At 70.5% G+C, this 25,515-nt stretch carries 24 protein-coding genes and 1 tRNA gene; 9 read left to right on the top strand and 16 right to left on the bottom strand.

Features of this window, described 5'->3' with window-relative positions:
* Window positions 1-52: 52 nt before the first annotated feature.
* Window positions 53-1,369 (top strand): ferredoxin reductase family protein, encoded by a 1,317-nt coding sequence (locus tag D1793_RS00800; protein ID WP_119020459.1) that lies wholly within the window; start codon window positions 53-55, stop codon window positions 1,367-1,369.
* A 122-nt stretch (window positions 1,370-1,491) separates the two neighbouring features.
* On the opposite strand, the gene bioA is transcribed toward D1793_RS00800, so the two are convergent.
* The 7 genes from bioA to bioB form a co-directional block, all read right to left on the bottom strand.
* The gene (bioA, locus tag D1793_RS00795; RefSeq protein ID WP_119020458.1) at window positions 1,492-2,772 is read right to left on the bottom strand and encodes an adenosylmethionine--8-amino-7-oxononanoate transaminase; all 1,281 of its coding nucleotides are present in this window, start codon (window positions 2,770-2,772) and stop codon (window positions 1,492-1,494) included.
* Window positions 2,773-2,887: 115 nt separating this feature from the next.
* A tRNA-Leu gene (locus tag D1793_RS00790) sits at window positions 2,888-2,972 on the bottom strand.
* Window positions 2,973-3,016: 44 nt separating this feature from the next.
* On the bottom strand, window positions 3,017-3,718 hold the full coding sequence (bioD, locus tag D1793_RS00785) for a dethiobiotin synthase (protein WP_119020457.1): 702 nt from the start codon (window positions 3,716-3,718) through the stop codon (window positions 3,017-3,019).
* A 9-nt stretch (window positions 3,719-3,727) separates the two neighbouring features.
* Entirely contained in the window at window positions 3,728-4,564 is an 837-nt protein-coding gene (locus tag D1793_RS00780; protein ID WP_119020456.1) for a methyltransferase domain-containing protein, read from the bottom strand.
* The gene (locus tag D1793_RS00775) at window positions 4,561-5,301 is read right to left on the bottom strand and encodes an alpha/beta fold hydrolase (RefSeq protein ID WP_119020455.1); all 741 of its coding nucleotides are present in this window, start codon (window positions 5,299-5,301) and stop codon (window positions 4,561-4,563) included. Before D1793_RS00775 ends, D1793_RS00780 begins: the two co-directional genes overlap by 4 nt.
* Complete coding sequence (bioF, locus tag D1793_RS00770; protein WP_119020454.1) at window positions 5,298-6,473, bottom strand: 8-amino-7-oxononanoate synthase; 1,176 nt, start codon at window positions 6,471-6,473, stop codon at window positions 5,298-5,300. Before bioF ends, D1793_RS00775 begins: the two co-directional genes overlap by 4 nt.
* 3 nt (window positions 6,474-6,476) lie before the next feature.
* Window positions 6,477-7,595, bottom strand: coding sequence for a biotin synthase BioB (gene bioB, locus D1793_RS00765; protein WP_119020453.1), 1,119 nt, complete (start codon window positions 7,593-7,595; stop codon window positions 6,477-6,479).
* A gap of 72 nt (window positions 7,596-7,667) precedes the next feature.
* On the opposite strand from bioB, the gene D1793_RS19310 reads away from it, so the two are divergent.
* Complete coding sequence (locus tag D1793_RS19310) at window positions 7,668-8,378, top strand: ComF family protein (protein WP_162899873.1); 711 nt, start codon at window positions 7,668-7,670, stop codon at window positions 8,376-8,378.
* A gap of 92 nt (window positions 8,379-8,470) precedes the next feature.
* A complete protein-coding gene (locus tag D1793_RS00750; RefSeq protein ID WP_119020451.1) occupies window positions 8,471-9,457 on the top strand; it encodes a serine/threonine protein kinase in 987 nt (328 codons plus the stop codon).
* A gap of 90 nt (window positions 9,458-9,547) precedes the next feature.
* Here D1793_RS00750 and D1793_RS00745 read toward each other — a convergent pair whose 3' ends face one another.
* Window positions 9,548-10,093: a hypothetical protein gene (locus D1793_RS00745; RefSeq protein WP_119020450.1), complete on the bottom strand. Its 546-nt coding sequence runs from the start codon at window positions 10,091-10,093 to the stop codon at window positions 9,548-9,550.
* Window positions 10,094-10,322: 229 nt separating this feature from the next.
* On the opposite strand from D1793_RS00745, the gene folE reads away from it, so the two are divergent.
* From folE to D1793_RS00725, 4 genes are all read left to right on the top strand, one after another.
* A complete protein-coding gene (folE, locus tag D1793_RS00740; protein ID WP_119020449.1) occupies window positions 10,323-10,880 on the top strand; it encodes a GTP cyclohydrolase I FolE in 558 nt (185 codons plus the stop codon).
* A 25-nt stretch (window positions 10,881-10,905) separates the two neighbouring features.
* The gene (gene folX, locus D1793_RS00735; RefSeq protein ID WP_119020448.1) at window positions 10,906-11,316 is read left to right on the top strand and encodes a dihydroneopterin triphosphate 2'-epimerase; all 411 of its coding nucleotides are present in this window, start codon (window positions 10,906-10,908) and stop codon (window positions 11,314-11,316) included.
* A gap of 105 nt (window positions 11,317-11,421) precedes the next feature.
* Window positions 11,422-11,781: a hypothetical protein gene (locus tag D1793_RS00730; RefSeq protein ID WP_119020447.1), complete on the top strand. Its 360-nt coding sequence runs from the start codon at window positions 11,422-11,424 to the stop codon at window positions 11,779-11,781.
* Window positions 11,782-11,916: 135 nt separating this feature from the next.
* A complete protein-coding gene (locus D1793_RS00725; RefSeq protein ID WP_119020446.1) occupies window positions 11,917-13,374 on the top strand; it encodes an NAD-dependent succinate-semialdehyde dehydrogenase in 1,458 nt (485 codons plus the stop codon).
* A 64-nt stretch (window positions 13,375-13,438) separates the two neighbouring features.
* Here D1793_RS00725 and purH read toward each other — a convergent pair whose 3' ends face one another.
* From purH to dsbD, 7 genes are all read right to left on the bottom strand, one after another.
* Window positions 13,439-15,019 carry a bifunctional phosphoribosylaminoimidazolecarboxamide formyltransferase/IMP cyclohydrolase gene (gene purH, locus D1793_RS00720; RefSeq protein WP_119020445.1) on the bottom strand — a complete coding sequence of 527 codons (1,581 nt, stop codon included), beginning with the start codon at window positions 15,017-15,019 and terminating at the stop codon, window positions 13,439-13,441.
* 93 nt (window positions 15,020-15,112) lie between these two features.
* Complete coding sequence (gene fis / locus D1793_RS00715; protein WP_119020444.1) at window positions 15,113-15,445, bottom strand: DNA-binding transcriptional regulator Fis; 333 nt, start codon at window positions 15,443-15,445, stop codon at window positions 15,113-15,115.
* Window positions 15,442-16,503: a tRNA dihydrouridine synthase DusB gene (gene dusB / locus D1793_RS00710; RefSeq protein WP_119020443.1), complete on the bottom strand. Its 1,062-nt coding sequence runs from the start codon at window positions 16,501-16,503 to the stop codon at window positions 15,442-15,444. Before dusB ends, fis begins: the two co-directional genes overlap by 4 nt.
* Window positions 16,504-16,581: 78 nt before the next feature.
* Window positions 16,582-17,496, bottom strand: coding sequence for a 50S ribosomal protein L11 methyltransferase (gene prmA, locus D1793_RS00705; protein ID WP_119020442.1), 915 nt, complete (start codon window positions 17,494-17,496; stop codon window positions 16,582-16,584).
* Between the two features lie 83 nt (window positions 17,497-17,579).
* A complete protein-coding gene (gene accC, locus D1793_RS00700) occupies window positions 17,580-18,923 on the bottom strand; it encodes an acetyl-CoA carboxylase biotin carboxylase subunit (RefSeq protein WP_119020441.1) in 1,344 nt (447 codons plus the stop codon).
* Window positions 18,924-18,966: 43 nt separating this feature from the next.
* Entirely contained in the window at window positions 18,967-19,422 is a 456-nt protein-coding gene (gene accB / locus D1793_RS00695) for an acetyl-CoA carboxylase biotin carboxyl carrier protein (protein ID WP_119020440.1), read from the bottom strand.
* Window positions 19,423-19,667: 245 nt separating this feature from the next.
* Window positions 19,668-21,515 carry a protein-disulfide reductase DsbD gene (gene dsbD / locus D1793_RS00690; protein ID WP_119020439.1) on the bottom strand — a complete coding sequence of 616 codons (1,848 nt, stop codon included), beginning with the start codon at window positions 21,513-21,515 and terminating at the stop codon, window positions 19,668-19,670.
* A gap of 219 nt (window positions 21,516-21,734) precedes the next feature.
* Here dsbD and D1793_RS00685 point away from each other — a divergent pair, with 219 nt between their 5' ends.
* On the top strand, window positions 21,735-22,886 hold the full coding sequence (locus D1793_RS00685) for a DUF2333 family protein (RefSeq protein ID WP_205527603.1): 1,152 nt from the start codon (window positions 21,735-21,737) through the stop codon (window positions 22,884-22,886).
* Between the two features lie 79 nt (window positions 22,887-22,965).
* Here D1793_RS00685 and ppa read toward each other — a convergent pair whose 3' ends face one another.
* On the bottom strand, window positions 22,966-23,496 hold the full coding sequence (gene ppa, locus D1793_RS00680; RefSeq protein WP_110069714.1) for an inorganic diphosphatase: 531 nt from the start codon (window positions 23,494-23,496) through the stop codon (window positions 22,966-22,968).
* Window positions 23,497-23,761: 265 nt separating this feature from the next.
* Here ppa and D1793_RS00675 point away from each other — a divergent pair, with 265 nt between their 5' ends.
* Window positions 23,762-25,495, top strand: coding sequence for a bifunctional protein-serine/threonine kinase/phosphatase (locus tag D1793_RS00675; protein ID WP_119020438.1), 1,734 nt, complete (start codon window positions 23,762-23,764; stop codon window positions 25,493-25,495).
* The last annotated feature ends 20 nt before the right edge of the window (window positions 25,496-25,515 follow it).

Here is a 25,515-nt window from a genome sequence, read left to right as displayed (position 1 = left end):
GTGACCTCGCCTACCCTGGGGGCGAAGGGATGAGCTGGTCAGGGAGGAGACGATGAGCAACGTGATGCGGCGTGCCCTGGGGTGGGGGGCCATCTATCTCGTGCTGGCGCTGCTGCCGGTGGCCGCGGTGGTGGCCTTTTCCTCGGCAGAGGGGCGCGGCTTCGGGGTGGAACTCGGCACCCTGCTCGGGCTGCTGGCCCTTGCGGTGATGGCGCTGCAGGCGCTGGTCTCGGGCCGCCACCGCTGGTTCGGCGAGGCGCTGGGCTTCGACAACCTGCTGCAGTTCCACCGCCGAATGGGGCTCTTCGCGCTGCTGCTGGTGGTGGCCCATCCGCTGGCCATGCTGGCCTCGCGGCCGGCGTGGCTCGACTACCTGGACCCTCGCGACGACACCCTGCGCGCCCTGGCCCTGGTGGGGCTGCTGCTCGCCACCCTGCTGCTGGTGGTCACCTCGCTGTGGCGCCAGGCCTGCGGGCTCTCCTACGAGCGCTGGCGGGCCCTGCATGGCCTGCTCGCGGTGGCGGTGGTGGGCGGCGGCCTCGGCCATGCGCTCATGGTGGGCCATGTCACCCGGGGGCTGGCCGGATGGGTGCTGGGCGGGCTGGTGGGCCTGTCACTGCTGCTGGTGGTCCAGAGCCGCCTGCTGCGGCCCTGGCGGCTGCGCCGCCGCCCCTGGCAGGTGGTCGAGGCGTCGCCTGCACGCGGCGACGCCACCACCCTGGTGCTGGCACCGGTGGGCGGGCATCGGCTCGCCTTCGCCCCCGGGCAGTTTGCCTGGATCACCCTGGGCGAAACGCCCTTCCGGCTCCAGCAGCATCCCTTCTCCATCGCCTCATCGGCGCAGCGGTGCGAGCGGCTGGCCTTTACCATCAAGCGCCTGGGGGACTTCACCGCGACCCTGCCCGAAGTGCCCGCCGGCACCCGGGCCTTCGTCGAGGGGCCCTACGGCGCCTTCTTGCCGGACGCCGACAACCCGTCCGGCGCCGTGCTGATCGCCGGGGGCATCGGTGTCACGCCTGTGATGAGCATCCTGCGCACCTTCGCCGACCGCGGCGAGCGCCTGCCGCTGTGGCTGATCTATGCCAATCCGACCTGGGAGGAGGCCACCTTCCGCGAGGAGCTCGATGCCCTGGCCGAGCGCCTCGACCTCGAGGTGATCCACGTGCTCGATGAGCCGCCGGAAGGCTGGCAGGGCGAGCGTGGCAAGGTCGACCGCGAGCTGCTCTCGCGCTGCCTGCCCGCCGACGATGGCCGCCGCGACTACTTCATCTGCGGCCCCGACCCGCTGATGGATGCCGCCGAGGGGGCGCTGATCGAACTCGGGGTCGCCCCGACCCGCCTGCACTCCGACCGCTTCGACATGGTGTAAGGAGAGAGACCATGCTGCACCGCTACGCCCGCCATGCCGCCACCCTGATCGCCGTGCTGCTGGTCATCGCGGCGCTGCTCGCCGCCCTGCTGCGCGGCTGAGGGCGACCTCCGCGCCTGGCCTCAGCGCCGAAACCACCCCTTCATCACCGCGGTGATGCGGCGCATGTCGTCCGGGGAGGTGACATAGGCGGGCATGGTGTAGAGCCAGCGGCCGATGGGGCGCAGCCAGACCCCCTGCTCGCGGGCCCAGTCGGCCACCCCGGCGAGGTCCGCGGCGGCGCGGGTCTCGATCACCGCGGTGGCGCCCAGGGTGCGCACCTCGACCACCGCGGGGTGGGCGGCCAGCGCCTCGTCCCTCACCAGCTCCTCTTCAAGCACCCGGTTGAGCCCGGCGATCCGGCCCAGGTACTCCTCCTCCTCGAACACGGCGAGGCTCTCCAGGGCCACGGCGCAGGCCAGCGGATTGCCCATGAAGGTCGGCCCGTGCATGAAGGCGTGCATCGGCGTGTCACCGATGAAGGCCTCATGCACCCGGTCCGTGGCAAGCGTCGCCGCGTGGCCGAGATACCCCCCGGTGAGCCCCTTGGAGAGCACCATGATGTCCGGCGTCACCCCGGCGTGGTCGGCGGCGAACAGCCGCCCGGTGCGGCCGAAGCCAGTGGCCACCTCGTCGAACACCAGCAGCACGTCGAACTCGTCGCACAGCGCCCGGGCCCCGACCAGGTAGTGGGGCGAGGTCATGTTGAGCCCCCCGGCGGCCTGCAGCAGCGGCTCCATCAGCAGGGCGGCGATCTCGCCGTGGTGGCGCTCCAGCACCGCGCGCAGGGCGGCGAGGTCGCCGGCCACCGCCTCGGGCGCGGCGTTGAAGGGGGCGGTGGGGGCCGGGGCGAAGTGGTGCCGGGGCAGGTAGCCCGAGAAGAGCGAGTGCATGCCCTCCTCGGGGTCGCAGACGGCCATGCAGCCGGCGGTGTCGCCGTGGTAGGCCTTCATCAGCGAGAGCAGGCGATGCTTGCCGGGGCGGCCCTGCAGCTGGTGATACTGCACGGCCATCTTCATGGCCACTTCCATGCCGACGGAGCCGCTGTCGGAATAGAAGACGTGGTTGAGCCCCTCCGGGGTGACCCGCACCAGCTCCCGGGCCAGGCGGTCGGCCGGCTCGTGGGTCAGGCCGCCCAGCATCACGTGGCAGAGCGCGTCGGCCTGCCTCTGGATGGCGCTCACCAGGCGCGGGTGGCGGTAGCCGTGGATCATGCACCACCAGGAGCAGGTGGCGTCGAGCAGCGTCTCGCCGCCCTCCAGGGTGAAGCGCGGCCCCTCGCCGCCGATGACCTTCGGCGCCTGCCGCTGGGTCTTGAGGTGGGCATAGGGGTGCCAGACGGGAGAGCGGTCGCTCGAGGTCATTCAGGGCTCCAGCAGGAGGTGGGGGTAACGGACGGACACGCGAAGGCGCCGCGCATCCCGGAAGAGATGACGGAGGAGGATCGTCGATAGCGGAGGGAACAGCGAGAAACCACGATGGTGCGGATGGGGAGACTTGAACTCCCACGCCCGAAGGCACCAGAACCTAAATCTGGCGTGTCTACCAATTCCACCACATCCGCACGGTGATGCAGGCGAGCATATTCTACGGACGCCCCCCCGCAAGTCAATGAGCATCGGGAAGTTCCAGGTGGTCGGCGGCGGCCGCGGCCATGGCGGCAGGCGCGTCGGCCGCCAGCCGCGGGATCACGCCGAGGCAGGGCGCGGGCAGGGTGCGCGCCAGGGTGGCCAGGTTGTCGCGGTAGAGGGCGTCGTCCGCGGCGAAGGCGGGGTCCACCTGGCTGCCGAGCCAGCCGGCCAGGCGCAGGCCGGAGGCCATGATGGCCTCGGCGGTCAGGCGGGCGTGGCTGAGGCAGCCCAGGCGCAGGCCCACCACCAGGATCACCGGGAGTTCCATCGCAAGTGCCAGCTCGGCGAGGTCCTCGTCATCGTTGAGCGGCACCCGCCAGCCGCCGGCGCCCTCCACCAGGGTCAGGTCGCGCTCGAGGGCCAGCAGCGGGCGCAGCCAGCCGGTGAGGTCGGCCAGGCGCACCTCGACCCCGGCGCGCCGGGCCGCCAGGTGGGGGGCGATGGCGGGGGCGAAGGCGAAGGGGTTGATCGTCGTGTAGTCCGCCGCCGGCACGCTCTGGGCCTGCAGGGCCAGGGCATCGGCGTTGCGCAGGCCGTCCGGGGTGGCCTCGCTGCCCGAGGCGATGGGCTTGAGGCCCAGGGTGGTCAGGCCCTCGCGGCGGGCGCGGGCCAGCAGGCCGGCGCTGGCCAGGGTCTTGCCGGCGTCGGTGTCGGTGCCGGTGACGAAGTAGGCGGGCATCGCGTCTCCTCAGTCTCGGGTCAGGTCGAGGGTGAGCAGCCGGTAGCTGACCGGCAGCCCCTCGGGCTCGCGCAGGGCGTCGAAGCGGCGCCGGGCCCGTGCCAGGTCGGCGCGGGTCAGGCGGGCGCCTGCGCGCGCGGTCTGGGCGCCCACCCCCTTGATGGAGGCCATCACCGCGGCCAGGTCGGGGTAGTGGAAGCGCAGGGTCTGCCGCTCGACGCTGACGCGGCGAAAGCCGGCCAGGCGCGCCGCGGCCAGGTGCTGCTCGCGACCGAGCAGCGGCAGCAGGGCAGCGGGGGCGCCGGGCCGCGACCAGGCGTGGCCGACCTCCGCCAGGGTGCCGGGGGCGAGGGTGTTGATCAGCGCCCGCCCGCCCGGGCGCAGCACCCGGTGCAGCTCGCTCAGCACTCGGGAGAGGTCGGCGCACCACTGGATGGCCAGGTTGGAAAAGGCGAGGTCCAGGCTGCCGTCCGCGAGGGGCAGGGCGGCGGCGTCGGCGCATACCCAGCGCAGGCGCGGGTCGCTGCCGTGATCGTGTCGGGCCGCGGCCAGCATGCCCGGGGCCAGGTCGAGGCCGATGACCGTGGCGTCGTCGCCGAAGCGTTCGGCCAGGCGCTCGCTCCAGTGCCCCGGGCCGCAGCCGAGGTCCAGCACCTGCCAGTGCGTGCCCAAGGGCGTGGCGGGTGCGGGCAGGCGCTCCCAGAGCACCTCGCCCATGGTGAGCTGGGCAGCGGCCAGGCGCGCATAGTCGCCGGCGGCCCGGGAAAAGGCGTGGGCGACCCGGCGCCGCCAGTGGGGCGAGGAGGGCGAGCTGCCCGGGTGGTTCACGGCGTGGGATGCGCTCATGGGCAGGCCTCTGCGGTGGGGGCCGCGGGCGCGCGATGAGGCGCGGCGGCAAGCGTCACAAGGGCCTCGGCCAGGGCGGCGGGCCGGGAGAGCATCGGGCAGTGGCCGGCCTGCTCGAGCCGATGATCGGCGCGGGTGATGGCACCCGGCGCCTGCAGCGGGTCATCGGCGCCGCTTATCCGAATCACCGGGCAGCCGGCACCGGCCAGGGCGCAGGAGAGGTCCAGATTCTCCAGCCAGGCCAGGCCCGCGGCGAGGGTGGCGGGATCGGCAGGCGGGCCGTCGTCCAGCAGGGTGCGCAGCCGCCGATGGGCGTCTCGGGGGCTGGGTTCGCCCCCGAGCTGCCAGCGCTGGAAGTGGGCCAGGGTGGCCTCCGGGTCCCGGGCGAAGGCGCGGCGGAAGGCGGTGAGCTCCGCGCGGCTGACGCCTTCGGGGTCGCAGAAGCGTGCGCCCATGCCGAGCAGGATCAGCGCACGGGGCGCCGGCAGCCGGGCGAGCAGGGCGCCCGCCAGCAGGCCGCCCAGCGACCAGCCGATCCAGATGGCGTCGGCGGGCAGCGCGCGCGCCATGGCCTCGGCCAGGGCGTCCAGGCAGTCCGGGGCCGCCAGCGGGGCACGACCCCCGTAGCCGGGCCAGTCCGGCGCGACGACGCTGACGCCGTCGGGCCAGTGCTCGGCCAGCGGCTGCCAGATCCGCGCGTCGCAGCCCCAGCCGGAGAGCAGCACCAGCCGCGTCATGGGGTCACCTCCGCCGCGCTGGAACGCTCGGCGGCCCGGCAGGCGGTGAGCCCCTCGAGCAGCGCCTCCAGGTCACTATCGGTGTGAGCGGCCGAGAGCGTGATGCGCAGCCGGGCCTGGCCCCGGGGCACGGTGGGCGCGCGGATGGCGCCGACCAGAAGCCCCCGCCGGGTCAGCCGCTCGGCCCAGGCCATCACGCGGCGGTTCTCGCCGAGCACCAGCGGCTGGATGGGCGTGTGGCTCTGCGCCAGCGGCAGCCCCAGGCCTGCGGCCTCGGCGCGAAAGCGGGCGATCAGGCGGGTCAGGCGGGCGCGCCGCTCGGGCTCCTCGGCCAGGATCTCCAGGGCTGCGAGGGTCGCCGCGGCGACGCCGGGCGGCTGGGCGGTGGTGTAGACATAGGGGCGGGCGAACTGGATCAGGTGGTCGATCAGCGCCTGGCTGCCCGCCACGAAGGCGCCGCCGCTGCCCAGCGCCTTGCCCAGGGTGCCGACCAGGATCGGCACGTCCTCCACGCCGTGGGCGCGGCCCACACAGCCGTCGCCCTGTTCGCCGAGCACGCCAAGGCCGTGGGCGTCATCGATCATCAGCCAGGCCCTGTGGTGACGCGCCAGCGCGGCGAGGCCAGCGATGTCGGCCACGTCGCCGTCCATGCTGAAGACCCCGTCGCTGACCACCAGCTTCGGCGCCTCGGCGGGGGCGCGCTCGAGCAGCCGCGCGAGATCGGCCAGGTCGCCATGGTGGAAGCGCCGCGAGGGGGCTCCCGATAGGGCGGCGCCATCGAGCAGGGAGGCGTGGTTGAGGCGATCCTGGAACACCCGGGTCTCGCCATCGCAGAGCGCCTGGAGGGTGCCCAAGTTGGCCATGTAGCCGGTGGAGAAGAGCAGGGCGCGGGGGCGGCCGGTGAGCTCGGCCAGCCGGCACTCCAGAGCCTCGTGGACCGCCAGGTGGCCGCTGACCAGGTGCGAGGCGCGCCCGCCGGCACCAAGGCGGCGGGCGGCCCGGGCCATCGCCTCGGCCAGGCGCGGGTCACCGGCCAGCCCCAGGTAGTCATTGCCGGCGAAGTCCAGGGGGGCGGTATCGGGGGAGGCGGTACGGCGCTGGCGCCACAGGCCGCGTGCCCGGTGCGCCTCGCCGCGCTCGGCGAGGCGGCTTGGCCAGTCGCGGGTGGCCATGGCTCAGGCGCCGGCGTCGTAGGCGAGTTCGCTGGCCCGGGCGGCGGCCCCTGCTGCCGTCTGACGGGCCAGTGCGGCCTCGACGCCCGCCTGCATCCGGGCGTCGTCGGCGCAGGTCTGACGGCTTTCGGGATGCAGGCCGAGCCGGGCGAACAGCGCCCGGTCGCGCTGCGCCTGGGGGTTGGCGGTGGTCAGCAGCCGCTCGCCGTAGAAGATGGAGTTGGCGCCGGCCAGGAAGGCCAGCGCCTGGGTGGCATCGTCCATCTGCTCGCGGCCGGCGGAGAGGCGCACGTGGCTCTTCGGCATCAGGATGCGGGCCACGGCGATGGCGCGGATGAACTCGATGGGGTCCAGGTCCTCCACGTGCTCGAGCGGGGTGCCCGGCACCTTGACCAGCATGTTGATGGGCACCGACTCGGGGTGCGGCTCGAGCCGCACCAGCTGCTGGAGCAGGGCGGCGCGGTCGCGGGGGGCCTCGCCCATGCCCAGGATCCCGCCGGAGCACACCTTCATGCCGGCGTCGCGCACATGACCCAGGGTCTCCAGGCGGTCGGCGTAGGTGCGGGTGGTGATGATCTCGCCGTAGTAGTCCGGCGAGGTGTCGAGGTTGTGGTTGTAGTAGTCGAGCCCCGCCTCGGCCAGGCGCCCGGCCTGGTCGCCGTCCACCATGCCTAAGGTCATGCAGGTCTCGAGCCCCAGCGCCTTGACCCGGCGCACCATCTCCAGCACCGCCTCGAGGTCCTTCTCCCGCGGGCTCTTCCAGGCCGCGCCCATGCAGAAGCGGCTGGCGCCGGCCGCCTTCGCCGCCTCGGCCTGCTCGACCACCTTCTCGATCTCCAGCAGCTTCTCCCTGGAAAGCCCGGTGTTGTAGTGGCCCGACTGCGGGCAGTACTTGCAGTCCTCCGGGCAGGCACCGGTCTTGATGGAGAGCAGGGTGGAGACCTGCACGGCGTTCGGGTCGAAATGGGCGCGATGCACCCGCTGGGCGTGGAACAGCAGGTCGTTGAAGGGCAGGGCGAAGAGCGCCTCGATCTCGTCGAGGGTCCAGTCGTGGCGAGGCTGGGCCGTGGCGGCTAGGGTCAAGGAGTCGGCGGTCGAGATCGCATCGCGGGTATCGAACATGGGGGGGGCTCGCGTATGGTCAACTTGGATGTGATGAGTAAGTTGACGGAAAGCCTATCCCAGTGGCGCCTGTTGTCAACCCGGTCGGGCGTTGAGGTTGACAGATGGCTGCGTCGCCACCTGCCGGGTCGCTGCGCCTTCTGCCTGGGCAAGGCCGAGCGGGAGCGCCCCTGGTGCGCGGCCTGTTTCGCCGAGCTGCCCTGGAACCTGCCGGCCTGCCCGCGCTGCGCCGAACCCCTGCCCGGGCGCCCCGAGGCGAGGCCATGCGGGCGCTGCCTGCGCTCTCCGCCCGCCTTCACGCGCAGCCGGGTGCCGCTGCGCTATGAGCAGGAGGTGGCCGGGCTGGTGCAGCGCTTCAAGTTCGAGGCCTCTCCCCGGGCCGGGGCGGTGCTGCTGGCGCTGTTCGAGGCCGGCCTGCCGGAGACGGTCCTGGCCTGGCCCCAGGCCCTGGTGCCGGTGCCGCTGCACCCCTGCCGCGCCCGGGAGCGGGGCTTCGATCAGGGCGAGTGGCTGGCCAGACGCCTGGCGCGTCGGCTCGAGCGCCCGCTGGTGCAGGCACGCCGGTGTCGCGATACCCCCAGTCAGCGCGGCCTGGACCGCGATGAGCGCCGCCGCAACCTGAACCGCGCCTTCGTGATCGAGGCGGCGCTGCCCCCGCGGGTGGCGCTGCTGGACGATGTGATGACCACCGGGGCGACCCTGGAGGCCCTGGCGTCGGCCTGCCGCGCGGCGGGTGCCCGCGAGGTCGAGGCCTGGGCGGTGGCGAGAACGCCGCTGCCGTAAAGCAGCCGGCATCCGCCAGTAACGCTGACGGCTTTCTCCAGTAACGCTGACGGCTCTGCTAGCATGCGGGTTTTACTGCCGGAACTGCCGCTATGGAAACTTCCCCCCATCCCTTTGCCAGCCTCTCGCCCGCGCGGGTGGTGGCGGCGGTGGAGTCGCTGGGCTTCTGGCTGCCCGGCGAGCCCTTCACCCTCAACAGCTACGAGAACCGCGTCTACCTGGTGCATGACGACGAGCGGCGGCGCTGGGTGGTGAAGTTCTACCGTCCGGAGCGCTGGAGCGATGCGCGCATCCAGGAGGAGCACGATTTCCTGGCCGAGCTTGACGAGGCCGGGGTGGCCGTGGCCGCGCCCTGGCGCGACGACGAGGGCGTGAGCCTTCACCGCGCCGAGGGGTTTCGCTTCGCGCTCTTTCCCGGCCTGCCGGGCCAGGCCCCGGAGCTGGAGAATCCGTCACACCTGTTCGCCCTGGGGGAGCTGATCGGTGCCGTGCATGCGGTGGGCGAGCGCGGTCGCTTCGTCCATCGCGGTGCCATGGACCTGGACGAGATGGTGCTGGAGGCCCGGGAGCGGGTGCTGGCCAGCGCCTGGCTCGGCAGCCGCCAGCGCGAGGCCTATGCCCGGGTCACCGCGGCCCTGCACGAGCGGCTGGCCGACCACGCCTGGCCCGCCGAGCGGGCGATCCGTGTCCACGGCGACTGCCATATCGGCAATATCCTGGGCCGCGATGAGCACTTCGCGCTGGTGGATTTCGACGACTGCCTGATGGCGCCGGCGGTGCAGGACCTGTGGATGCTGATCACTGCCGAGCACGTCGAGGAGCGGCACATGCAGCTCTCGGAGGTGATGGAGGGCTACGAGGAGCATCGCGAGTTCGACCGCCGTGAGCTGGCCCTGATGGAGCCGCTGCGCACCCTGCGCCTGCTGCGCCACAGCGCCTGGCTGGTGGCGCGCTGGGAGGACCCGGCCTTTCCGGCGGCCTTTCCCTGGCTGGCCGACGAAGGCTACTGGGACGGCCAGATCCGCTCTCTGGAGCAGCAGCGCCAGGTGCTCGAACGTGAGCCCCGCTGGCTTGCCTGATGTCGGGGCTTGGCCCAACGCAAAGCGCCCCTGAGGAGGGGCGCTGTATCGCGAGAAAGGGGCGCTGTGTCGCGAGAAGGCGTTGCCTGCCTACTGGTCCGGGTCGGGACGCTCGGCGGGAATCGGGTTGGCGACCCCGGCCCCCTCGGCCTGGCGGCGCTGGATGTTGATCTTCTCGGACTGGTTCTCCTGCTCCTCGATGGAGAGTTCGCTGGCCAGCCGCAGCTCGAAGGCGTGCTCCGGGGTGAGTTCGCAGCGTCCGCTGTCGCAGGCGGCGATGCCGAAGCTGCCGTCCGCGTCGTAGGCGGCCGCCGACATCTCGCCTGAGTAGATCTCGCTGTCGCCGCCGTCGGTGGCGATGCAGGTCACGGACTTGGTGGTGATGCGCACCCGCTCGCCCTCGAGCCGGGCATCGCCCACCATGATGCAGTGGCTCGGCAGCTCAAAGGTGCCCTGACCGTTGGCGACCGGGCGCAGCAGGATGTCATCGCGGCGCGGCTCGTCCTGGTCCAGGGTGATGGAATCGATCACCTGCACCTCGAGGCGCGCGTCGGCGGGCAGTTCCAGGGTCGCGGCCAGCGCCAGAGACGGGCTCAGGAGGGCGGCCAGCAGCAGAAGGGTGGGGGTCTTGGTCATGTCGAGCTCTCGGAAGAAGTCGTGCACTGCATGAGAGCCAGGATTCTAGCACAGGGGGGCTGGGCCCTCCCATTTGCCACGGGGCAGAGGTGCGGCAGGTTGTCACGTGGCGAGCCTGCGCCACGCGGGGGCTTGCGCTAGAATGCGGGATTGACGTCAATTTATACTGTACAAGATATTTTTGTTGTATATCTTCTGTACATGAAAACCGATCAGGACGGGCTCGACGATGACCGAAGAAATCGCCAACCACTACCGGCAGATCCTCCTCGCACTGGGTGAGGATCCGGAGCGCGAGGGCCTGCGCGATACTCCCAAGCGTGCCGCCAAGGCGATGCAGTTCCTCAACCGCGGCTACGTCCAGTCGCTGGAGGAGATCGTCAACGGCGCCGTGTTCGAATCGGAGACCGACGAGATGGTGGTGGTCAAGGACATCGAGCTCTACTCCATGTGCGAACACCACCTGCTGCCCTTCATCGGCAAGTGCCATATCGCCTACCTGCCCAGCGGCCGGGTGCTCGGGCTCTCCAAGTTCGCGCGCATCGTCGACATGTTCGCCCGTCGCATGCAGATCCAGGAGAACCTGACCCGCCAGATCGCCGAGGCGGTGCAGCAAGTGACCGATGCCCGGGGCGTGGCGGTGGTGGTGGAAGCCAAGCATCTGTGCATGATGATGCGGGGCGTGGAGAAGCAGAACTCCAGCATGACCTCCTCGGTGATGCTGGGCGCCTTCCGCGACAACCCCTCCACCCGCCACGAGTTCCTGACCCTGGTCAGCGGACGCTGAGACCCACCCGCCAAGGAGATCGGCCATGCCGCTGCACGCCATCGATGACCAGCACTTCGATCATGACCTGGCCACGATCCGCATCAAGAACCTCCGCCTGCGCACCTACATCGGCATCAAGGAGGAGGAGATCCAGAACCGCCAGGACGTGGTGATCAACGCGGTGATCCGCTATCACGCGGACAAGGCGGTGGCCTTCAACCATATCGAGCAGGCGTTGAACTACCGCACCATCACCAAGCAGGTGATCGCCCATGTGGAAGGCAATCGCTTCCTGCTGCTGGAGCGGATGACCCGCGAGGTGCTGGACCTGGTGATGGCCCACGAGCAGGTGCTCACCGCCCAGGTCGAGATCGACAAGCCTCACGCGCTGCGCTTCGCCGACTCGGTCTCCATCACCCTCTCGGCCAGCCGCGACCCTCGCCGCCCCGTCTGAGCGGCCGGTCGCGCCGCTCCCCCGCAAGGCCCCGGTGCGCTTTGAGCCCCGGGGCCTTTGCGCTTAGCATGTGAGGCCCGTTCCCGTCCGCGCAATGGAGTGACCTTGGAAGGCGACACCCCGACCCCCGTTTCCCCCCGGCGCCGCTACGCCCCCTGGGCCATGGCCGCCATCGTCTCGGCCCTGCTGGCCCTGCTGCTGCAGGGGGCGCTGCTGCCCCTCAACCTGGCCGCCGCGGTGATGGCGCTGCTCGGCCTGCGCCAGATCCGCCGCGAGCCCGAGCGCTACATCGGCCGCCCCTTCTGCTGGCTCGCCATCGCCCTGGTGCTGATCCTCGCCGTGCTCACCGCCATGCTGGAGCCGACTCCGTCGGTGCCGCCGGCCGAGTACATGGTGCCGGACGAAGCGCAGCAGATGCCCGATGAGGGGCGCGCTCCGTCCGAGCCGGTCGCCGACGAGCGTTGACAAACTCGGCCACAGACGTGGCGCCCCCCCGCCGCGGTCCCGTATCCTAGGCGCTAGCCTGTCAGCCGGCCGCGCCCTGCCGTTCTCTACAACAATTTTGTTACAACAACACCGCCTTGCCCTCAGGAGATGCCCATGGAAGCCCTCAAGGAAACGCAGCTCTACTGTCCCTTCGCCTATATCGACGGCAGCTGGGTCGCCGCCGACAGCGGCGAGCAGATCCAGGTGCTCAATCCGGCCACCGGCGAGCCCATGGGTGACGTGCCGCGCCTGGGTCGCGTCGAGACCGAGCGCGCCATCGAGGCCGCCCATGCCGCTCTGCCGGCCTGGAAGGCGCTGACCGCCCTGGAGCGCGCCGATATCCTGATGAAGTGGCACGACCTGATGCTCGAGCACCAGGACGATTTGGCCATGATCATGACCTTCGAGCAGGGCAAGCCGCTCAAGGAGGCCGCCGGCGAGATCGCCTATGCGGCGAGCTTCCTGCGCTGGTTCGCCGAGGAGGCGCGGCGCATCTACGGCGAGACCATTCCCGCCGCCAAGGCCAACCAGCGCATCGTGGTCACCAAGCAGCCGGTGGGGGTGGTCGGCGCCATCACGCCGTGGAACTTCCCCTCGGCGATGATCACCCGCAAGGCGGGCGCGGCGCTGGCCGCCGGCTGCACCATCGTGGTCAAGCCGGCCAGCCAGACGCCGTTCTCGGCCACGGCGCTGGCGCTGCTGGCCGAGCGCGCCGGTGTGCCCCGCGGCGTCTTCAACGTGGTGCCGGGCCGCGCCGGCGAGATCGCCGCCGCCATGACCGAATCCCCGCTGGTGCGCAAGATCACCTTCACCGGCTCCACCGAGGTGGGCCGCGAGCTGATGGCCAACGCCGCCCGGCACATCCAGAAGATCTCCCTGGAGCTGGGCGGCAACGCCCCCTTCATCGTCTTCGAGGACGCCGACCTGGACGCCGCGGTGGAGGGGGCCATGGCCGCCAAGTTCCGCAACGCCGGCCAGACCTGCGTCTGCACCAACCGCTTCCTGGTGCAGTCCAGCGTGGTCAACGCCTTCTGCGAGAAGCTCGCCGTGGCCATGCACAGCGAGCTCAAGGTGGGCGACGGCACCCAGGAGGGCATCAACATCGGCCCGCTGATCGACGACAAGGCGGTGGCCAAGGTCAGCGAGCACATCCAGGACGCCGTGGACAAGGGCGCCGAGCTGCTGATGGGCGGCCATCCCCACCCGCTGGGCGGCAACTTCTTCACCCCGACCCTGGTCAGCTTCGCCACCTCCAGCATGAAGGTGGCCCACGAGGAGACCTTCGGTCCCCTGGCCGCGGTGTTCCCCTTCGACGACGAGGAGAGCGCCGTCGAGATGGCCAACGACACCGAGTACGGCCTCGCCGCCTACTTCTACTCCCGCGACCTGGGCCGCGTGTGGCGCGTCGCCGACGCCCTGGAGTACGGCATGGTGGGCATCAATACCGGGCTGATCTCCAACGCCGCCGCCCCCTTCGGTGGGGTCAAGGCGTCCGGCCTCGGCCGCGAGGGCGGCCACCAGGGGCTGGAGGAGTTTCTGGAGACCAAGTACCTCTGCATCGATCTTGGCTGATCAGCCGTTCTGGAAGCAAAAAGCCCGCGACATGGTCGCGGGCTTTTTCGTCAGATAGCAGGCGTCAGTGGCGGAAGTGGCGCATGCCGGTGAAGACCATGGCGATACCCGCCTCGTTGGCGGCGTCGATCACCTCCTGGTCGCGCATGGAGCCGCCCGGCTGGATCACCGCGGTGATGCCGGCCGCCGCCGCGGCGTCGATGCCGTCGCGGAAGGGGAAGAAGGCGTCAGAGGCCATCACCGAGCCGGGCACCGAGAGGCCCTCGTCGGCGGCCTTGATGCCGGCGATGCGGGCCGAGTAGACGCGGCTCATCTGGCCGGCGCCCACGCCGATGGTCTGGCCATCCTTGGCGTAGACGATGGCGTTGGACTTGACGTACTTGGCCACCTTCCAGGCGAAGGCCAGGTCGCGCAGCTCCTGCTCGGTGGGCACCCGCTCGCTGACCACGGTGAGCTCGTCGCGGCCGACCATGCCGAGGTCGCGGTCCTGGACCAGCAGGCCGCCGGTGACGCGCTTGAAGTCGTGGGCGTGCTCGCGCTCGCCCGGCCAGTGGGCACCGACGTCGAGCAGGCGCACGTTCTGTTTCTCGGCGACGATGGGCAGGGCGTCCTCGGCGACCCCGGGGGCGATGATCACCTCGACGAACTGGCGGTCGATGATGGCGCGGGCGGTCGCGGCGTCCAGTGGCACGTTGAAGGCGATGATGCCGCCGAAGGCGCTGGTGGGGTCGGTGGCGAAGGCCTTGTCGTAGGCCTCGAGCGCGGTGGCGCCCACCGCCACGCCGCAGGGGTTGGCGTGCTTGACGATGACGCAGGCGGTGTCGGTGAAGGCCTTGACGCACTCGAAGGCGGCATCGGTATCGGCGACGTTGTTGAAGGAGAGCTCCTTGCCCTGCAGCTGGGTGGCGGTGGCGACGCTGGCCTCGCTGGCCCCTGCCTCGACGTAGAAGGCCGCGCTCTGGTGCGGGTTCTCGCCGTAGCGCATGGTCTGCTTCTTCTCGAACTGCAGGTTGTAGGTGCGCGGGAAGCCATCCTCGCCGCCGGGCACCCGCTGGCCGAGGTAGTCGGCGATGGCGGCGTCGTAGCCGGCGGTGTGCTCGAAGGCCTTCACGGCGAGATCGAAGCGGGTGGCGTCACTCACCGCGCCGTCCTGGGCGGCGATCTCCGCCAGCACCCGGGCATAATCGCCGGCGTCCACCACGATGGTGGTATGGGCGTGGTTCTTGGCGCAGGCGCGCACCATGGTGGGGCCGCCGATGTCGATGTTCTCGATGGCATCCGTGAGGGTGCAGTCCGGCTTCGCCACGGTCTGGGCGAAGGGGTAGAGGTTGACCACCACCATGTCGATGGGAGCGATGCCGTGCTCGGCCATCACCGCATCGTCCTGGCCGCGGCGGCCGAGGATGCCGCCGTGGATCTTCGGGTGCAGGGTCTTGACGCGACCGTCCATGATCTCGGGGAAGCCGGTGTGCTCGGACACCTCGGTGACGGCGATGCCGTTCTCCTGGAGCAGGCGGAAGGTGCCGCCGGTGGAGAACAGCTCGACGCCGCGCTCGGACAGGCCGCGGGCAAAGTCGACGATGCCGGTCTTGTCCGAGACGCTGATCAGGGCGCGGCGAACCGGGGTGGGGGAGGCTTGGGCCATGGGGGTCACTCTCTGCTGACGGGTGGGACGAACAATCGGGGCGGCATGGGCATGACATGCCGAAGGGAGCCAGCGGCTCCCTTCGTGAATGGGTCAGATCAGGTCGTACTGCTTGAGCTTCTTGCGCAGGGTGCCGCGGTTGAGGCCGAGCATCTCGGCGGCGCGGGTCTGGTTGCCCTGGGTGTGGTCGAGCACGGCGGCCATCAGCGGGGCTTCCACCTCGGCCATCACCATGGCGTAGAGCCCGGTGACCTCGCCGCCGTCCAGGTGGGCGAAGTAGCGGCGCATGGCGAGGTCCACCGCCTCGCGCAGCGGGCGCTGGCCGACGGACTCGTCGAGCGCCTGGGGGCGTTGGCCCTCCAGCCCGTTGAGTTCCTGGCCATGTCCAGACAGCTCGGGGTTCGGGGGAAAGGCTTGGCTGGTCATGCGGCTCGTGTTCCTTTCGACGTCATGCCCTCCCGCTTGGGCGCGGCGGCCTCGAGGGGGGCGTGACGAAAGCAGTCGTCGATGAAGCGATGCTGGGCGGCGGCGCTCTGAAGGCCGTTGAAGATGGCCTTGTAGTCGCGCTGTCTCTCCGCCGTGAGGCGGGTGTCGCCGGCCAGGTACCAGCCGACGTGCTTGCGCGCGATGCGCACGCCCATGTGCTCGCCGTAAAAGTCGTGAAGGGCCGTGAGATGATCGCGCAGCACCGCGGCGCGCTCCTCGTCGGCCGGGGGCGCCAGGCGCTCCCCATGGCGGAGGTAGTGGTCGATCTCGCGAAAGATCCAGGGGTTGCCCTGGGCGCCGCGACCCACCATCACCGCATCCGCCCCAGTATAGTCGAGGACGGCGGCGGCCTTCTCCGGCGAGTCGATATCGCCGTTGGCGAAGACGGGAATGCCCACCGCCGCCTTGATCTCGGCGATGGTGTCGTACTCGGCCTGGCCGGTGAAGCGCTGCTGGCGGTGGCGGCCGTGCACGGAGAGGGCCTGGATGCCGGCGGCCTCGGCCAGCCGCGCGATGCGCACCCCGTTGTTGCTCTCGGCGCACCAGCCGGTGCGGATCTTGAGGGTCACCGGCACCCGTACCGCCGCCACCACCGTGTCGAGGATCTCGGCCACCAGCGCCTCGTCGCGCAGCAGCGCGGAGCCGGCGGCCTTGTTGCACACCTTCTTGGCCGGGCAGCCCATGTTGATGTCGATGATCTCGGCGCCCATCTCGGCATTCAGCCGCGCCGCCTCGGCGAGCATCTCGGCATCGCCGCCGGCGATCTGCACGGCACGGGGGCCGGGCTCACCGCGGTGGTCCATGCGCAGGCGCGACTTGCGGGTATGCCACAGGCTCGGATCCGAGGTGACCATCTCGCCCACCACCAGCCCCGCGCCCAGCCGCCGGCAGAGCTGGCGGAAGGGGCGATCGGTGACGCCGGCCATCGGCGCCAGGATCAGCCGGTTGGGCAGGGCGTGGTCACCGATGCGGGGCAGGGACGGGCGGGTGTCGGGCATGGTGTCGGACGGTGATGGCATGAGGGGGGCATATCATACGCCCCCGGTCGGATGGGGTGAAGTGGCGAAGGGTCGCGTCTAGCGCGCCCGCCGCCCGGTAAGCCGCACCCAGCCGTCGCTGGTGACCGGCTCGTCCATGGCCAGGCCCTGGGCGCGATAGGCCTCGAGGACCTCCTCGGCCTGGCCCGCGAGGATGCCGGAGAGCGCCAGGCGCCCCCCGGGGGCGACGTGGCCAGCGATCATCGGCGCCAGCGCCACCAGTGGGCCGGCGAGGATATTGGCCACCACGATGGGGAAGGTCTCGGCGTCGTCGAGCTGTTCGGGGTAGCAGAGCCGGAAGCGGCCCTCGTCGATGGCGTTGCGCTCGGCGTTGTCGCGGCTGGCCTGCAGCGCCTGGGGGTCGATGTCGGTGCCGATGGCGCTGGCCGCGCCGAGCCTGAGCGCGGCGATGGCGAGGATCCCCGAGCCGGTGCCGATGTCCAGGACCGCCCGGCCGTGGAGGCTATCGGCCACCGCCAGGCCGTCGAGCCAGGCCAGGCAGAGCGCCGTGGTGGGGTGGGTGCCGGTGCCGAAGGCGAGCCCCGGGTCCAGGTGCAGGTTGACGGCGCCGGGCTCCGGCGGCTCGTGCCAGCTTGGCACGATCCACAGCCGCTCGCCCATCTGCATGGGCTGGAAGTCGTCCATCCACTCCCGCTCCCAGTCGCGGTCGGCCAGCAGTTCCACCTCGATCTCGGGGCAGGGCTCCTCGGGGAGCTCGGCGGCCCAGGCCTGGCGCACCCGGTCGAGCATGGCCTCGACGCCCTCCAGGTCGTCGTAGAGGCCGGTGAGCACCGTCTCGTTCCACAGCGGGGTGCTGCCGCGCTCGGGCTCGAAGACGGGGTCGTCGTGGGCATCCTGCAGGGTGATGGCGGTGGCGCCCTCGTTGAGCAGCAGCTCCTCGAGGGTCTCGGCCTGCTCGGGGGGAATATGGGCCTTGAGTTGCAGCCAGGGCATGGCGGTGTTCCGTGATGTGGAAAGGAGAGAGGGCAACGCAAGCGGGGCGGCCGAGGCCGCCCCGCGGAAGTCGCCGGGGAGCGTCACATCCCCAGCTTCTTCTCCAGGTAGTGGATATTGACCCCACCCTGCTGGAAGTAGCCGTCGCGCACCAGGTCCTTGTGCAGGTCGGTGTTGGTCTTGATGCCCTCCACCAGCAGCTCGTCCAGGGCGACCCGCATGCGGGTCAGCGCGGTCTCGCGGTCGGCCCCCCAGGTGATCAGCTTGCCGATCAGGGAGTCGTAGTGGGGCGGCACCGTGTAGCCGGTGTAGACGTGGGAGTCCATGCGCACCCCGAGGCCACCCGGCGGGTGGTAGAGGGTCACCTTGCCGGGGGAGGGCATGAAGGTGCGGGCATCCTCGGCGTTGATCCGGCACTCGAAGGCGTGGCCCGAGAGCTTGACCTCCTCCTGAGTGATCGACAGCGGCAGGCCGGAGGCGATGCGCAGCTGCTCGCGGACGATATCCACACCGGTCACCATCTCGGTGACGGGGTGTTCGACCTGCACCCGGGTATTCATCTCGATGAAGAAGAACTGGCCGTCCTCGTAGAGGAACTCGAAGGTACCGGCGCCGCGGTAGCCGATGGTGATGCACGCCTGGCGGCATGCCTCGAGCACGTCGGCGCGGGCCTTCGGGTCGAGCATGGGGGCCGGGGCCTCCTCGATCACCTTCTGGTGGCGGCGCTGCAGGGAGCAGTCGCGGTCATAGAGGTGAATGGCGTTGCCCTGGCCGTCGGCCAGCACCTGCACCTCCACGTGGCGAGGATTCTCGAGGAACTTCTCCATGTAGACGGTGCCGTCGCCGAAGGCCGCGTGGGCCTCGGTGCGGGTCACGGTCACCGCGGAGAGCAGATGGGCCTCGGTGTGCACCACGCGCATGCCACGACCACCGCCGCCGGCGGCCGCCTTGATGATCACCGGGTAGCCGATGCGCCGGGCAACGGCGACGATCTCGCCCTCGTCATCCTCCGGCAGCGGACCGTCGGAGCCCGGCACCGTGGGCACACCGGCCTTCTTCATCGATTCGATGGCGCTGACCTTGTCGCCCATCAGGCGGATGGTCTCCGCCCGGGGGCCGATGAAGGCGAAGCCGGAGCGCTCGACCTGCTCGGCGAAGTTGGCGTTCTCGGAGAGGAAGCCGTAGCCGGGGTGGATGGCGCTGGAATCGGTGACCTCCGCGGCGCTGATCAGCGCCGGGATGTTGAGATAGGACTGGGCCGAGGCGGCCGGGCCAATGCAGACGGCCTCGTCGGCCAGGCGCACGTGCATCAGCTCGCGGTCGGCCTTGGAGTGGACCGCCACCGTCTTGATGCCCAGCTCCTTGCAGGCGCGCAGGATACGCAGGGCGATCTCGCCGCGATTGGCGATGAGTACCTTGTCCAGCATGATGAATCCGCCAGTGTCAGGTGAATGAAGAGGTGCGGCGACGTCAGCCGAGCACGATCAGCGGCTGGTCGAACTCCACCGGCTCGCCGTCATCGACCAGGATCGCCTCGACCACGCCGTCGCGGTCGGCCTCGATCTGGTTCATCATCTTCATGGCCTCGACGATGCACACGGTGTCGCCCTTCTTGACGCTGGAGCCCACCTCGATGAAGGGCTTGCTGCCCGGAGCCGGGCTGCGATAGAAGGTGCCCACCATGGGGGAGGTGATGGCCTGGCCCTGATAGCCGGGGCCTTCATCGGCATCGGCCGGGGCCGCCGCCGGGGCCTGGGGAGCGGGCTGGGTCGGTGCGGCATAGCCCTGGGGCATGATGGGCTGCCAGCTCGCGCCGTTGGGATGGCGGCTGATGCGCACCGACTCCTCACCCTCCTGGATCTCGATTTCGCTGATGTTGGACTCTTCGAGCAGCTCGATCAGCTTCTTGACCTTGCGGATATCCATGACGTTGTCCCGATCGCTTGGGTGCAGTGAATGAGGGCTGGCCCGGTGGCGCTGTCAACCCGGACCAACTTGCCATAGATCGCGGCAAGATGGCGTCTCTTACCGCTCTAATGGCCTTGAAAAAGGGATGACGCCGGAGTTTGCCGAAAATCCACGGGGAAGTCCAGTAGCGCGCAGAACGCCGTTCGAACCGCGGATTTAAACGGCTGTTTGACGACGTTCGCGACCGGCCGTCGACGGCAGGGTCAGCTCGTCTGGCCGTTCAGCCAGTCGAGCACCCCCTGGAGATGGGAGGCCAGCCCCGGGGCACGCATCTCGCCCTGGATGCGTGCCTCGCGCAGCTCCTCCTTGCCGTGGAAGAAGAGCAGGCTGGGCGGGCCGAACAGCCCGAAGTGGTCGAGCAGCTCCCGGGAGGCGCTGCCCGAGTCGGTCACATCGACGTTGATGCGGGCGAAGGCGGCGAGCGGCTCGGCAACGCGGGGATCGGGGTAGACCTGACGCTCCATCTGCTTGCAGGAGATGCACCAGTCGGCGGTGAAGTGGACGAAGACCGGGCGGGCGTCGCCTACCGAGGCCAGCGCCTGCTGCAGCTCATCGAGCCCTTCGACGGTGGTGACCTCGGCCGGCTCCACCGCTGCCGCGCCGCCACCACCACCGCCCAGATTGGCCAGGGGGCGCAGCGGGTCATGGGCGCCGCTGGCGGCCCCCAGCACCAGGGCCAGGCCCCAGGCCAGCAGCAGCATGCCGGCGGCCTGGCGCACCCGCGGCCAGCCCTGGGGCAGGTTGACCGACATGGCCCCCAACGCCAGGGCGCTGCCGATGGCCAGGCCCGCCCACAGCAGCAGTGCCACCGCCGAGGGCAGCAGGCGCTCCACCAGCCAGATGGCCACCCCCAGCAGCAGGATGCCGAAGGCGATCTTGACGCCGTTCATCCAGGCGCCGCTGCGCGGCAGCAGGGTGGTGCCGAAGGTGCCTACCAGCAGCAGCGGTACCCCCATGCCGAGCCCCAGGGCGAGTAGCGCCGCGCCGCCCAGCATGGCGTCGCCGGTGGTGGAGATGAACACCAGGGCGCCGGCCAGCGGCGCGGAGACGCAGGGGGAGACCACCAGCACCGACAGCGCCCCGGCCAGGGCCAGGCCGCCCGGGCCGCTCTGCTGGGCGCGGGCCTGCCAGGCATCGATCCGCGAACTCAGGCGCGGCGAGGTGCGCAGCTCGAAGGCGCCGAACATGGCCAGGGCGAAGAGGGCGAAGAGCACCGCAAAGGTGATCAGCACCGGTGCCGACTGCAGCCGGGCCTGCAGGTTGAGGCCGGCACCGAACAGGCCCATCAGTACGCCCACGGCGGCGTAGGTGAGCGCCATCCCGGCCACGTAGCTCAGCGAGAGCACGAAGGCGCGGGGACGCCCGGGGTTCTGGCCGACGATGATCGAGGAGAGGATCGGCACCATGGGCAGCACACAGGGGGTAAAGGTCAGCCCCAGGCCGGCCAGGAAGAAGAGCCCGAGCACCAGCGGCAGGCTGGCCTCGGCCATCAGGCGCTGGAAGCGGCCGTCATCGCTCTGGGGGGCGGCGGGGCCGGTGGGCGTGGCGGACCCGTCACCCGTACCCCCCGCGCTGCTGCCGTTGCCGCCCACCAGAGCGGCGAAGGCCGCCGGCGCGGCGCGCTCCGGCGCCTCCAGGGAGACGCGCTCCGGCGGGTAGCAGAGGCCGGCATCGGCGCAGCCCTGGAAGGTGAAGGCGAGCGGGAAGGGGCCGCTGACCCCCTCCTCGAGGGGCACCTCGAGCAGCATGGTGTCGCGGAAGACGTAGACATCGCCCATGAATTCGTCGCTGGTGAACTCCCCCTGGGGAATCTCCGGCTCGCCCAGGGTCACGGCGTCGGACGTCACCGCCAGCTGGTGGCGGTAGAGGTAGTGCTCGGGGGTGACTTCGACCCCCACGTAGAGGGTCTCGCCGTCGTGCCAGGCCTGGGGCTGGAACGCCTCCAGCACCGGCAGGAACTGCTGGGAGCTGGAGGAGGAGAACCACTGCGCCTGGGCGGCCAGCGGCAGCAGCATCATCAGGAGCAGCGGGGCGAGGCGTCTGGCGATCATGTCGGGCATCCTTATCCTTGCGGGTGTCGGGGCGAACTCGGACTAGAGACCCATGGCCGGCGGCGCGGTTCCCCGCGATGGCGGCCGGGGCGCTGGAGTTCGCAGTGGTGCTAGGATAGCGCAGAAGCACGCGGCAGTCGGCGTGCCGCGTCCTGCGTCGTCTGCGCCCCATTGTCGCATCGCGCGGACCTACGTTCATTAGACAGGGATTATCACGACATGGCCTGGAAAAGCTGGCGCGCCGCCCGGCGCCGCAGGAAGGAGGAGGCGCTGGAGCGCCCCCGCTATGGCTGGATCTGGAAGCCGCTGGTGGCACTGGCGGGGCTCTACTTCTTGGTCACCATCGCACTGGGGATCTGGTGGAGCCAGCCGCCGGCCCCCTTCGACGTGGAGCAGGCGACCCTCGAGCGCCGCGGCGAGGCCGCCTATGCGCCGGCGGCGCGGGGCACGGTGACGGTGGCGACCCTGGCCGAGACGGTGGCGACGCTGCTCGACAAGCCCGGCGGCTACCTGCGCAACGACATCGCCCCGCCGGGCGTCTGGCTGGACAACATGCCCAACTGGGAGCTCGGTGTGCTGGAGGTCTCCCGAGACCTGGCCCGCGCCCTGCCCGGAATGGCGGCGGAGCGCAGCGACCCCCTCGAGGAGGCTCGCGAGCGGCTCGAGGGGGATGACCGCGACTGGTTCTACCCCACCACCGAGCAGCGCCTCGAGCAGGCCGTCGCGGCTCTGGATGCCCAGCTCGGCGAGCTGGGCGCCGACCGGGACGGTTTCGTGCCCGGCCAGGGCCTGGGCGAGTGGCTGGAGCGCAGCGCGGCGCGCCTGGATGACCTCGCCCTGCGCCTGGCGGCCAGCGTCGGCAGCCACGAGGCGCTGACCGAGCTTGCCGTGGAGACCGAATCGCTGCCGCCGCGGACCCCCTGGCACCGGGTCGATGACATCTTCTTTGAGGCCCGCGGTACCGGCTGGGCCCTGGCCCAGCTGCTCGAGGGCGTGCAGCGCGACCAGGCCGACGTGCTGGCCGAGAGCGGCGCCGAGGCCGAGTGGGAGCGCCTGCTGGCGGAGCTCTCCATGACCCAGCGGCGGCTGTGGAGCCCGGTGGTGCTCAACGGTTCCGGCTTCGGGCTGTTCGCCAATCACTCCCTGGTGATGGCGCTGCACATGACGCGGGCGCGGGATCTCGCCGCCCAGCTGGCCGAGCGTCTGGCCGAACCGCCTGCGGCCCTGGCGGCGCCGGCAGAAGCCACCGCGTCGATCCCCGAGGAGGGGGAGGAGGCGGAGCCCGTGGAGCCACCGGTGGTGGAGGTGGAGCGCCTCGAGGAGGAGCTTGTCGAGCCGCCCCCCGAGGGGCTGGCCGCGCCGGAGGAGTGAGCCGCTCGCGCCCCTGAATGCAGCAGGGCCGCCCTATCGGGCGGCCCTGCTGGGTCTGGCCGGGTGCCAGTTGGAAGGATCAGGCCTTCTCGTAGGCGGCCACGGCCTTCTCGATGGCCTTGCGGGCGGCCTCGGCGCCTTCCCAGGACTCCACCTTGACCCACTTGCCCTTCTCGAGATCCTTGTAGTTCTCGAAGAAGTGGGCGATCTGCTGGCGCAGCAGCTCGGGCAGGTCGGTCACTTCCTGGACCTCATCGTAGAGGCTGGAGAGCTTGGCGTGGGGCACGCAGACCAGCTTGGCGTCCTCGCCGGCCTCGTCGGTCATGTTGAGCACGCCCACCGGACGGGCGCGGATGATGGCGCCGGGCTGGACCGGGTAGGGGGTGACCACCAGGGCGTCCAGCGCATCGCCGTCGTCGGCGAGGGTGTGCGGGATGAAACCGTAGTTGGCCGGGTAGAACATGGGGGTGGCCATGAAGCGGTCGACCAGCAGGGCTCCCATGTCCTTGTCGATCTCGTACTTGATCGGCGCATGGTTGGCCGGGATCTCGATCGCCACGTAGACGTCGTTGGGGAGGTCCTTGCCGGCAGGGATGTTGTCGAAGTTCATCGTCGCTTCCTTGGGTTGGAGATCAGCCTGGTCAATTGCTGAGCGAAAAATCCGCGAAATTATACGGAGCGGGCACCGGGATTACCAATGCGACATAGGTGCCGAGCTAGCCCGCGGAGGCAGCGGCCTGGGTGGATGCGGCTTAGGTTGACACCACGCGGGGGCGCCGGGAGTGTATCATGGGCGCCGGCGGGGTTCGCCGGCTGCCGATCCGGGCGGCGCGGGTCCCTGGGGAAGATCGACTCGGCGCTCAAGGAGAAGCCTCTTGGGATCTGCGCAGCTGTCATTGAGTTACGGCCAGGCCTACGTGGCGCCGGATCGGCGCCATCACCGCAGCTCCATGTCGGTGCGCTTTCCGCAGCCCGGGCAGCTCAATGCCAAGGGCGCCTGCGCGGTGATCAGCGACTCCATCCGGCGCAACTCCATGGCCAAGCAGGCCGGGGACCTCAGTGTGCGCGGCTTCCTGGCCGACTACTACTCCACCCCCGACCACTGGGACGTCAAGACCTCGGCGACCCGAGTGCTGCGCGCCCTCAACGGCTGGTGCTTCAGCCAGAGCCAGTGCGTGGCCGAGGGCAGCTATGTCTCCTCGCTGTCGGCCATGGTCTATCGTGGCCGCATCGCCCACCTGTTCCACCTGGGCGATACCCTGGTGTTTCGCCTGCGCGGCGCCGAGTTCGAACAGCTCAGCCGCGACCATGTCACCGACCTCGGCGGCTATCGCTACCCCTCCCGGGCGCTGGGCATGGATAACAGCATCGATATCGACTATGCCCAGTTTCCCATCAAGCAGGGCGATATCTTCCTGTTCACCACCCAGGCGGTGCTGGGCACCCTGATGCCCTCCGAGTATGTGCAGCTGATCCGCCAGGATGTCAGCGACCTCAACGCCGCCTGCGACCGGCTGGCCGAGGCGGCGGTGCAGCGGGCCCAGGCCCGCGGCTATGGCGCCGAGCAGTTCTGCTTCCAGCTGGTTCGCATCGACGAGCTGCCCGACGAGCAGCCCGACCACCCCGGTCGCGCCTACGGCGAGCTGCCGATTCCGCCGGAGCTCGCGCCGGGGGATCGCCTGGACGGCCTGCAGGTCGAGGCGGTGCTCTCGCGCACCGCCCAGTCGCGGGTCTACCGGGTGCGGGACGTGCACACCGAGCGGGAGATGGTGATGAAGGCGCCGAGCCCGGAGCTCTCCAACCGCAACGCCTACCTGGAGCACTTCCTGCTGCAGCAGTGGGTGGTGGAGCGGGTCAAGTCGCCCTTCGTGGTGAGGATCATGGAGTCCTCCCGGCCGCGCCGCTACCTCTACTACCTGATGGCCTACGTGGAGGGCGAGACCCTCACCGAGTGGGCCAGGCGGCACCCTCAGGCGAGCCTGGTGCAGCGCCTGGACATCGCCAATCAGCTCGGCAAGGCGATCCAGGCACTGCATCATCGCGACATCCTGCACCAGCAGATCTATCCGGGGAACGTGCTGATCGATGCCCACGGTCAGGTGGTGCTCACCGACTTCAGCGCCTGTCGGGCCCGGGAGGGAGGGGGGCATCGCGATGCCCGGGAGCTGTTGCGCCAGGTAGGCCTCACCGAGCACAGCGCCCCCGAGTACGCCCTGGACGATTCGGTGGGCCGGCGCAGCGACCAGTACTCCTATGCGTCCACCGTCTACTGGCTGCTCACCGGCGAGCTGCCCTACGAGCTCACGCCCAATCGCCTGCGCAGCCACACCGACCTCGAGCAGCTGACCTACCGCAGCGCGCGCACCCGCAATCCCGAGGTGCCGCCGGCCCTGGACGAGGCGCTGCGCCGCGCCCTGGACCCCCAGCGCTCGCTGCGCTTTCGGCGCATGTCGGAGTTCCGCCGCGCGCTGCGCCAGCCCCTCGCCACCGAGCCGCATGGCGCCGGCCCGCGCGCCCGGCCGCGGCTGTTTCGGGATCCCGGCCACTTCTGGCAGGGCGTGGCCGGCATCCTGCTGCTGCTGCTGATTCTCTCCTGGCTGCTGCGATAGGCGCTTCTGGCGCTTGAGCT

The sequence above is a fragment of the Halomonas sp. JS92-SW72 genome (assembly GCF_003547075.1).
Taxonomy (GTDB): domain Bacteria; phylum Pseudomonadota; class Gammaproteobacteria; order Pseudomonadales; family Halomonadaceae; genus Halomonas; species Halomonas alkalicola.
Note: the sequence above shows the minus strand (reverse complement) of the source record. Positions and strands in the feature narration are given on the sequence as shown.

Excerpts from the sequence above, each read along its gene's own strand:
- D1793_RS00800 (WP_119020459.1), top strand. The coding sequence starts at position 53 with ATGAGCAACGTGATGCGGCGTGCCCTGGGGTGGGGGGCCATCTATCTC.
- bioA (WP_119020458.1), bottom strand. The coding sequence starts at position 2,772 with ATGACCTCGAGCGACCGCTCTCCCGTCTGGCACCCCTATGCCCACCTC.
- bioD (WP_119020457.1), bottom strand. The coding sequence starts at position 3,718 with ATGCCCGCCTACTTCGTCACCGGCACCGACACCGACGCCGGCAAGACC.
- D1793_RS00780 (WP_119020456.1), bottom strand. The coding sequence starts at position 4,564 with ATGAGCGCATCCCACGCCGTGAACCACCCGGGCAGCTCGCCCTCCTCG.
- D1793_RS00775 (WP_119020455.1), bottom strand. The coding sequence starts at position 5,301 with ATGACGCGGCTGGTGCTGCTCTCCGGCTGGGGCTGCGACGCGCGGATC.
- bioF (WP_119020454.1), bottom strand. The coding sequence starts at position 6,473 with ATGGCCACCCGCGACTGGCCAAGCCGCCTCGCCGAGCGCGGCGAGGCG.
- bioB (WP_119020453.1), bottom strand. The coding sequence starts at position 7,595 with ATGTTCGATACCCGCGATGCGATCTCGACCGCCGACTCCTTGACCCTA.
- D1793_RS00750 (WP_119020451.1), top strand. The coding sequence starts at position 8,471 with ATGGAAACTTCCCCCCATCCCTTTGCCAGCCTCTCGCCCGCGCGGGTG.
- D1793_RS00745 (WP_119020450.1), bottom strand. The coding sequence starts at position 10,093 with ATGACCAAGACCCCCACCCTTCTGCTGCTGGCCGCCCTCCTGAGCCCG.
- folE (WP_119020449.1), top strand. The coding sequence starts at position 10,323 with ATGACCGAAGAAATCGCCAACCACTACCGGCAGATCCTCCTCGCACTG.
- folX (WP_119020448.1), top strand. The coding sequence starts at position 10,906 with ATGCCGCTGCACGCCATCGATGACCAGCACTTCGATCATGACCTGGCC.
- D1793_RS00725 (WP_119020446.1), top strand. The coding sequence starts at position 11,917 with ATGGAAGCCCTCAAGGAAACGCAGCTCTACTGTCCCTTCGCCTATATC.
- purH (WP_119020445.1), bottom strand. The coding sequence starts at position 15,019 with ATGGCCCAAGCCTCCCCCACCCCGGTTCGCCGCGCCCTGATCAGCGTC.
- fis (WP_119020444.1), bottom strand. The coding sequence starts at position 15,445 with ATGACCAGCCAAGCCTTTCCCCCGAACCCCGAGCTGTCTGGACATGGC.
- dusB (WP_119020443.1), bottom strand. The coding sequence starts at position 16,503 with ATGCCCGACACCCGCCCGTCCCTGCCCCGCATCGGTGACCACGCCCTG.
- prmA (WP_119020442.1), bottom strand. The coding sequence starts at position 17,496 with ATGCCCTGGCTGCAACTCAAGGCCCATATTCCCCCCGAGCAGGCCGAG.
- accC (WP_119020441.1), bottom strand. The coding sequence starts at position 18,923 with ATGCTGGACAAGGTACTCATCGCCAATCGCGGCGAGATCGCCCTGCGT.
- accB (WP_119020440.1), bottom strand. The coding sequence starts at position 19,422 with ATGGATATCCGCAAGGTCAAGAAGCTGATCGAGCTGCTCGAAGAGTCC.
- dsbD (WP_119020439.1), bottom strand. The coding sequence starts at position 21,515 with ATGATCGCCAGACGCCTCGCCCCGCTGCTCCTGATGATGCTGCTGCCG.
- D1793_RS00685 (WP_205527603.1), top strand. The coding sequence starts at position 21,735 with ATGGCCTGGAAAAGCTGGCGCGCCGCCCGGCGCCGCAGGAAGGAGGAG.
- ppa (WP_110069714.1), bottom strand. The coding sequence starts at position 23,496 with ATGAACTTCGACAACATCCCTGCCGGCAAGGACCTCCCCAACGACGTC.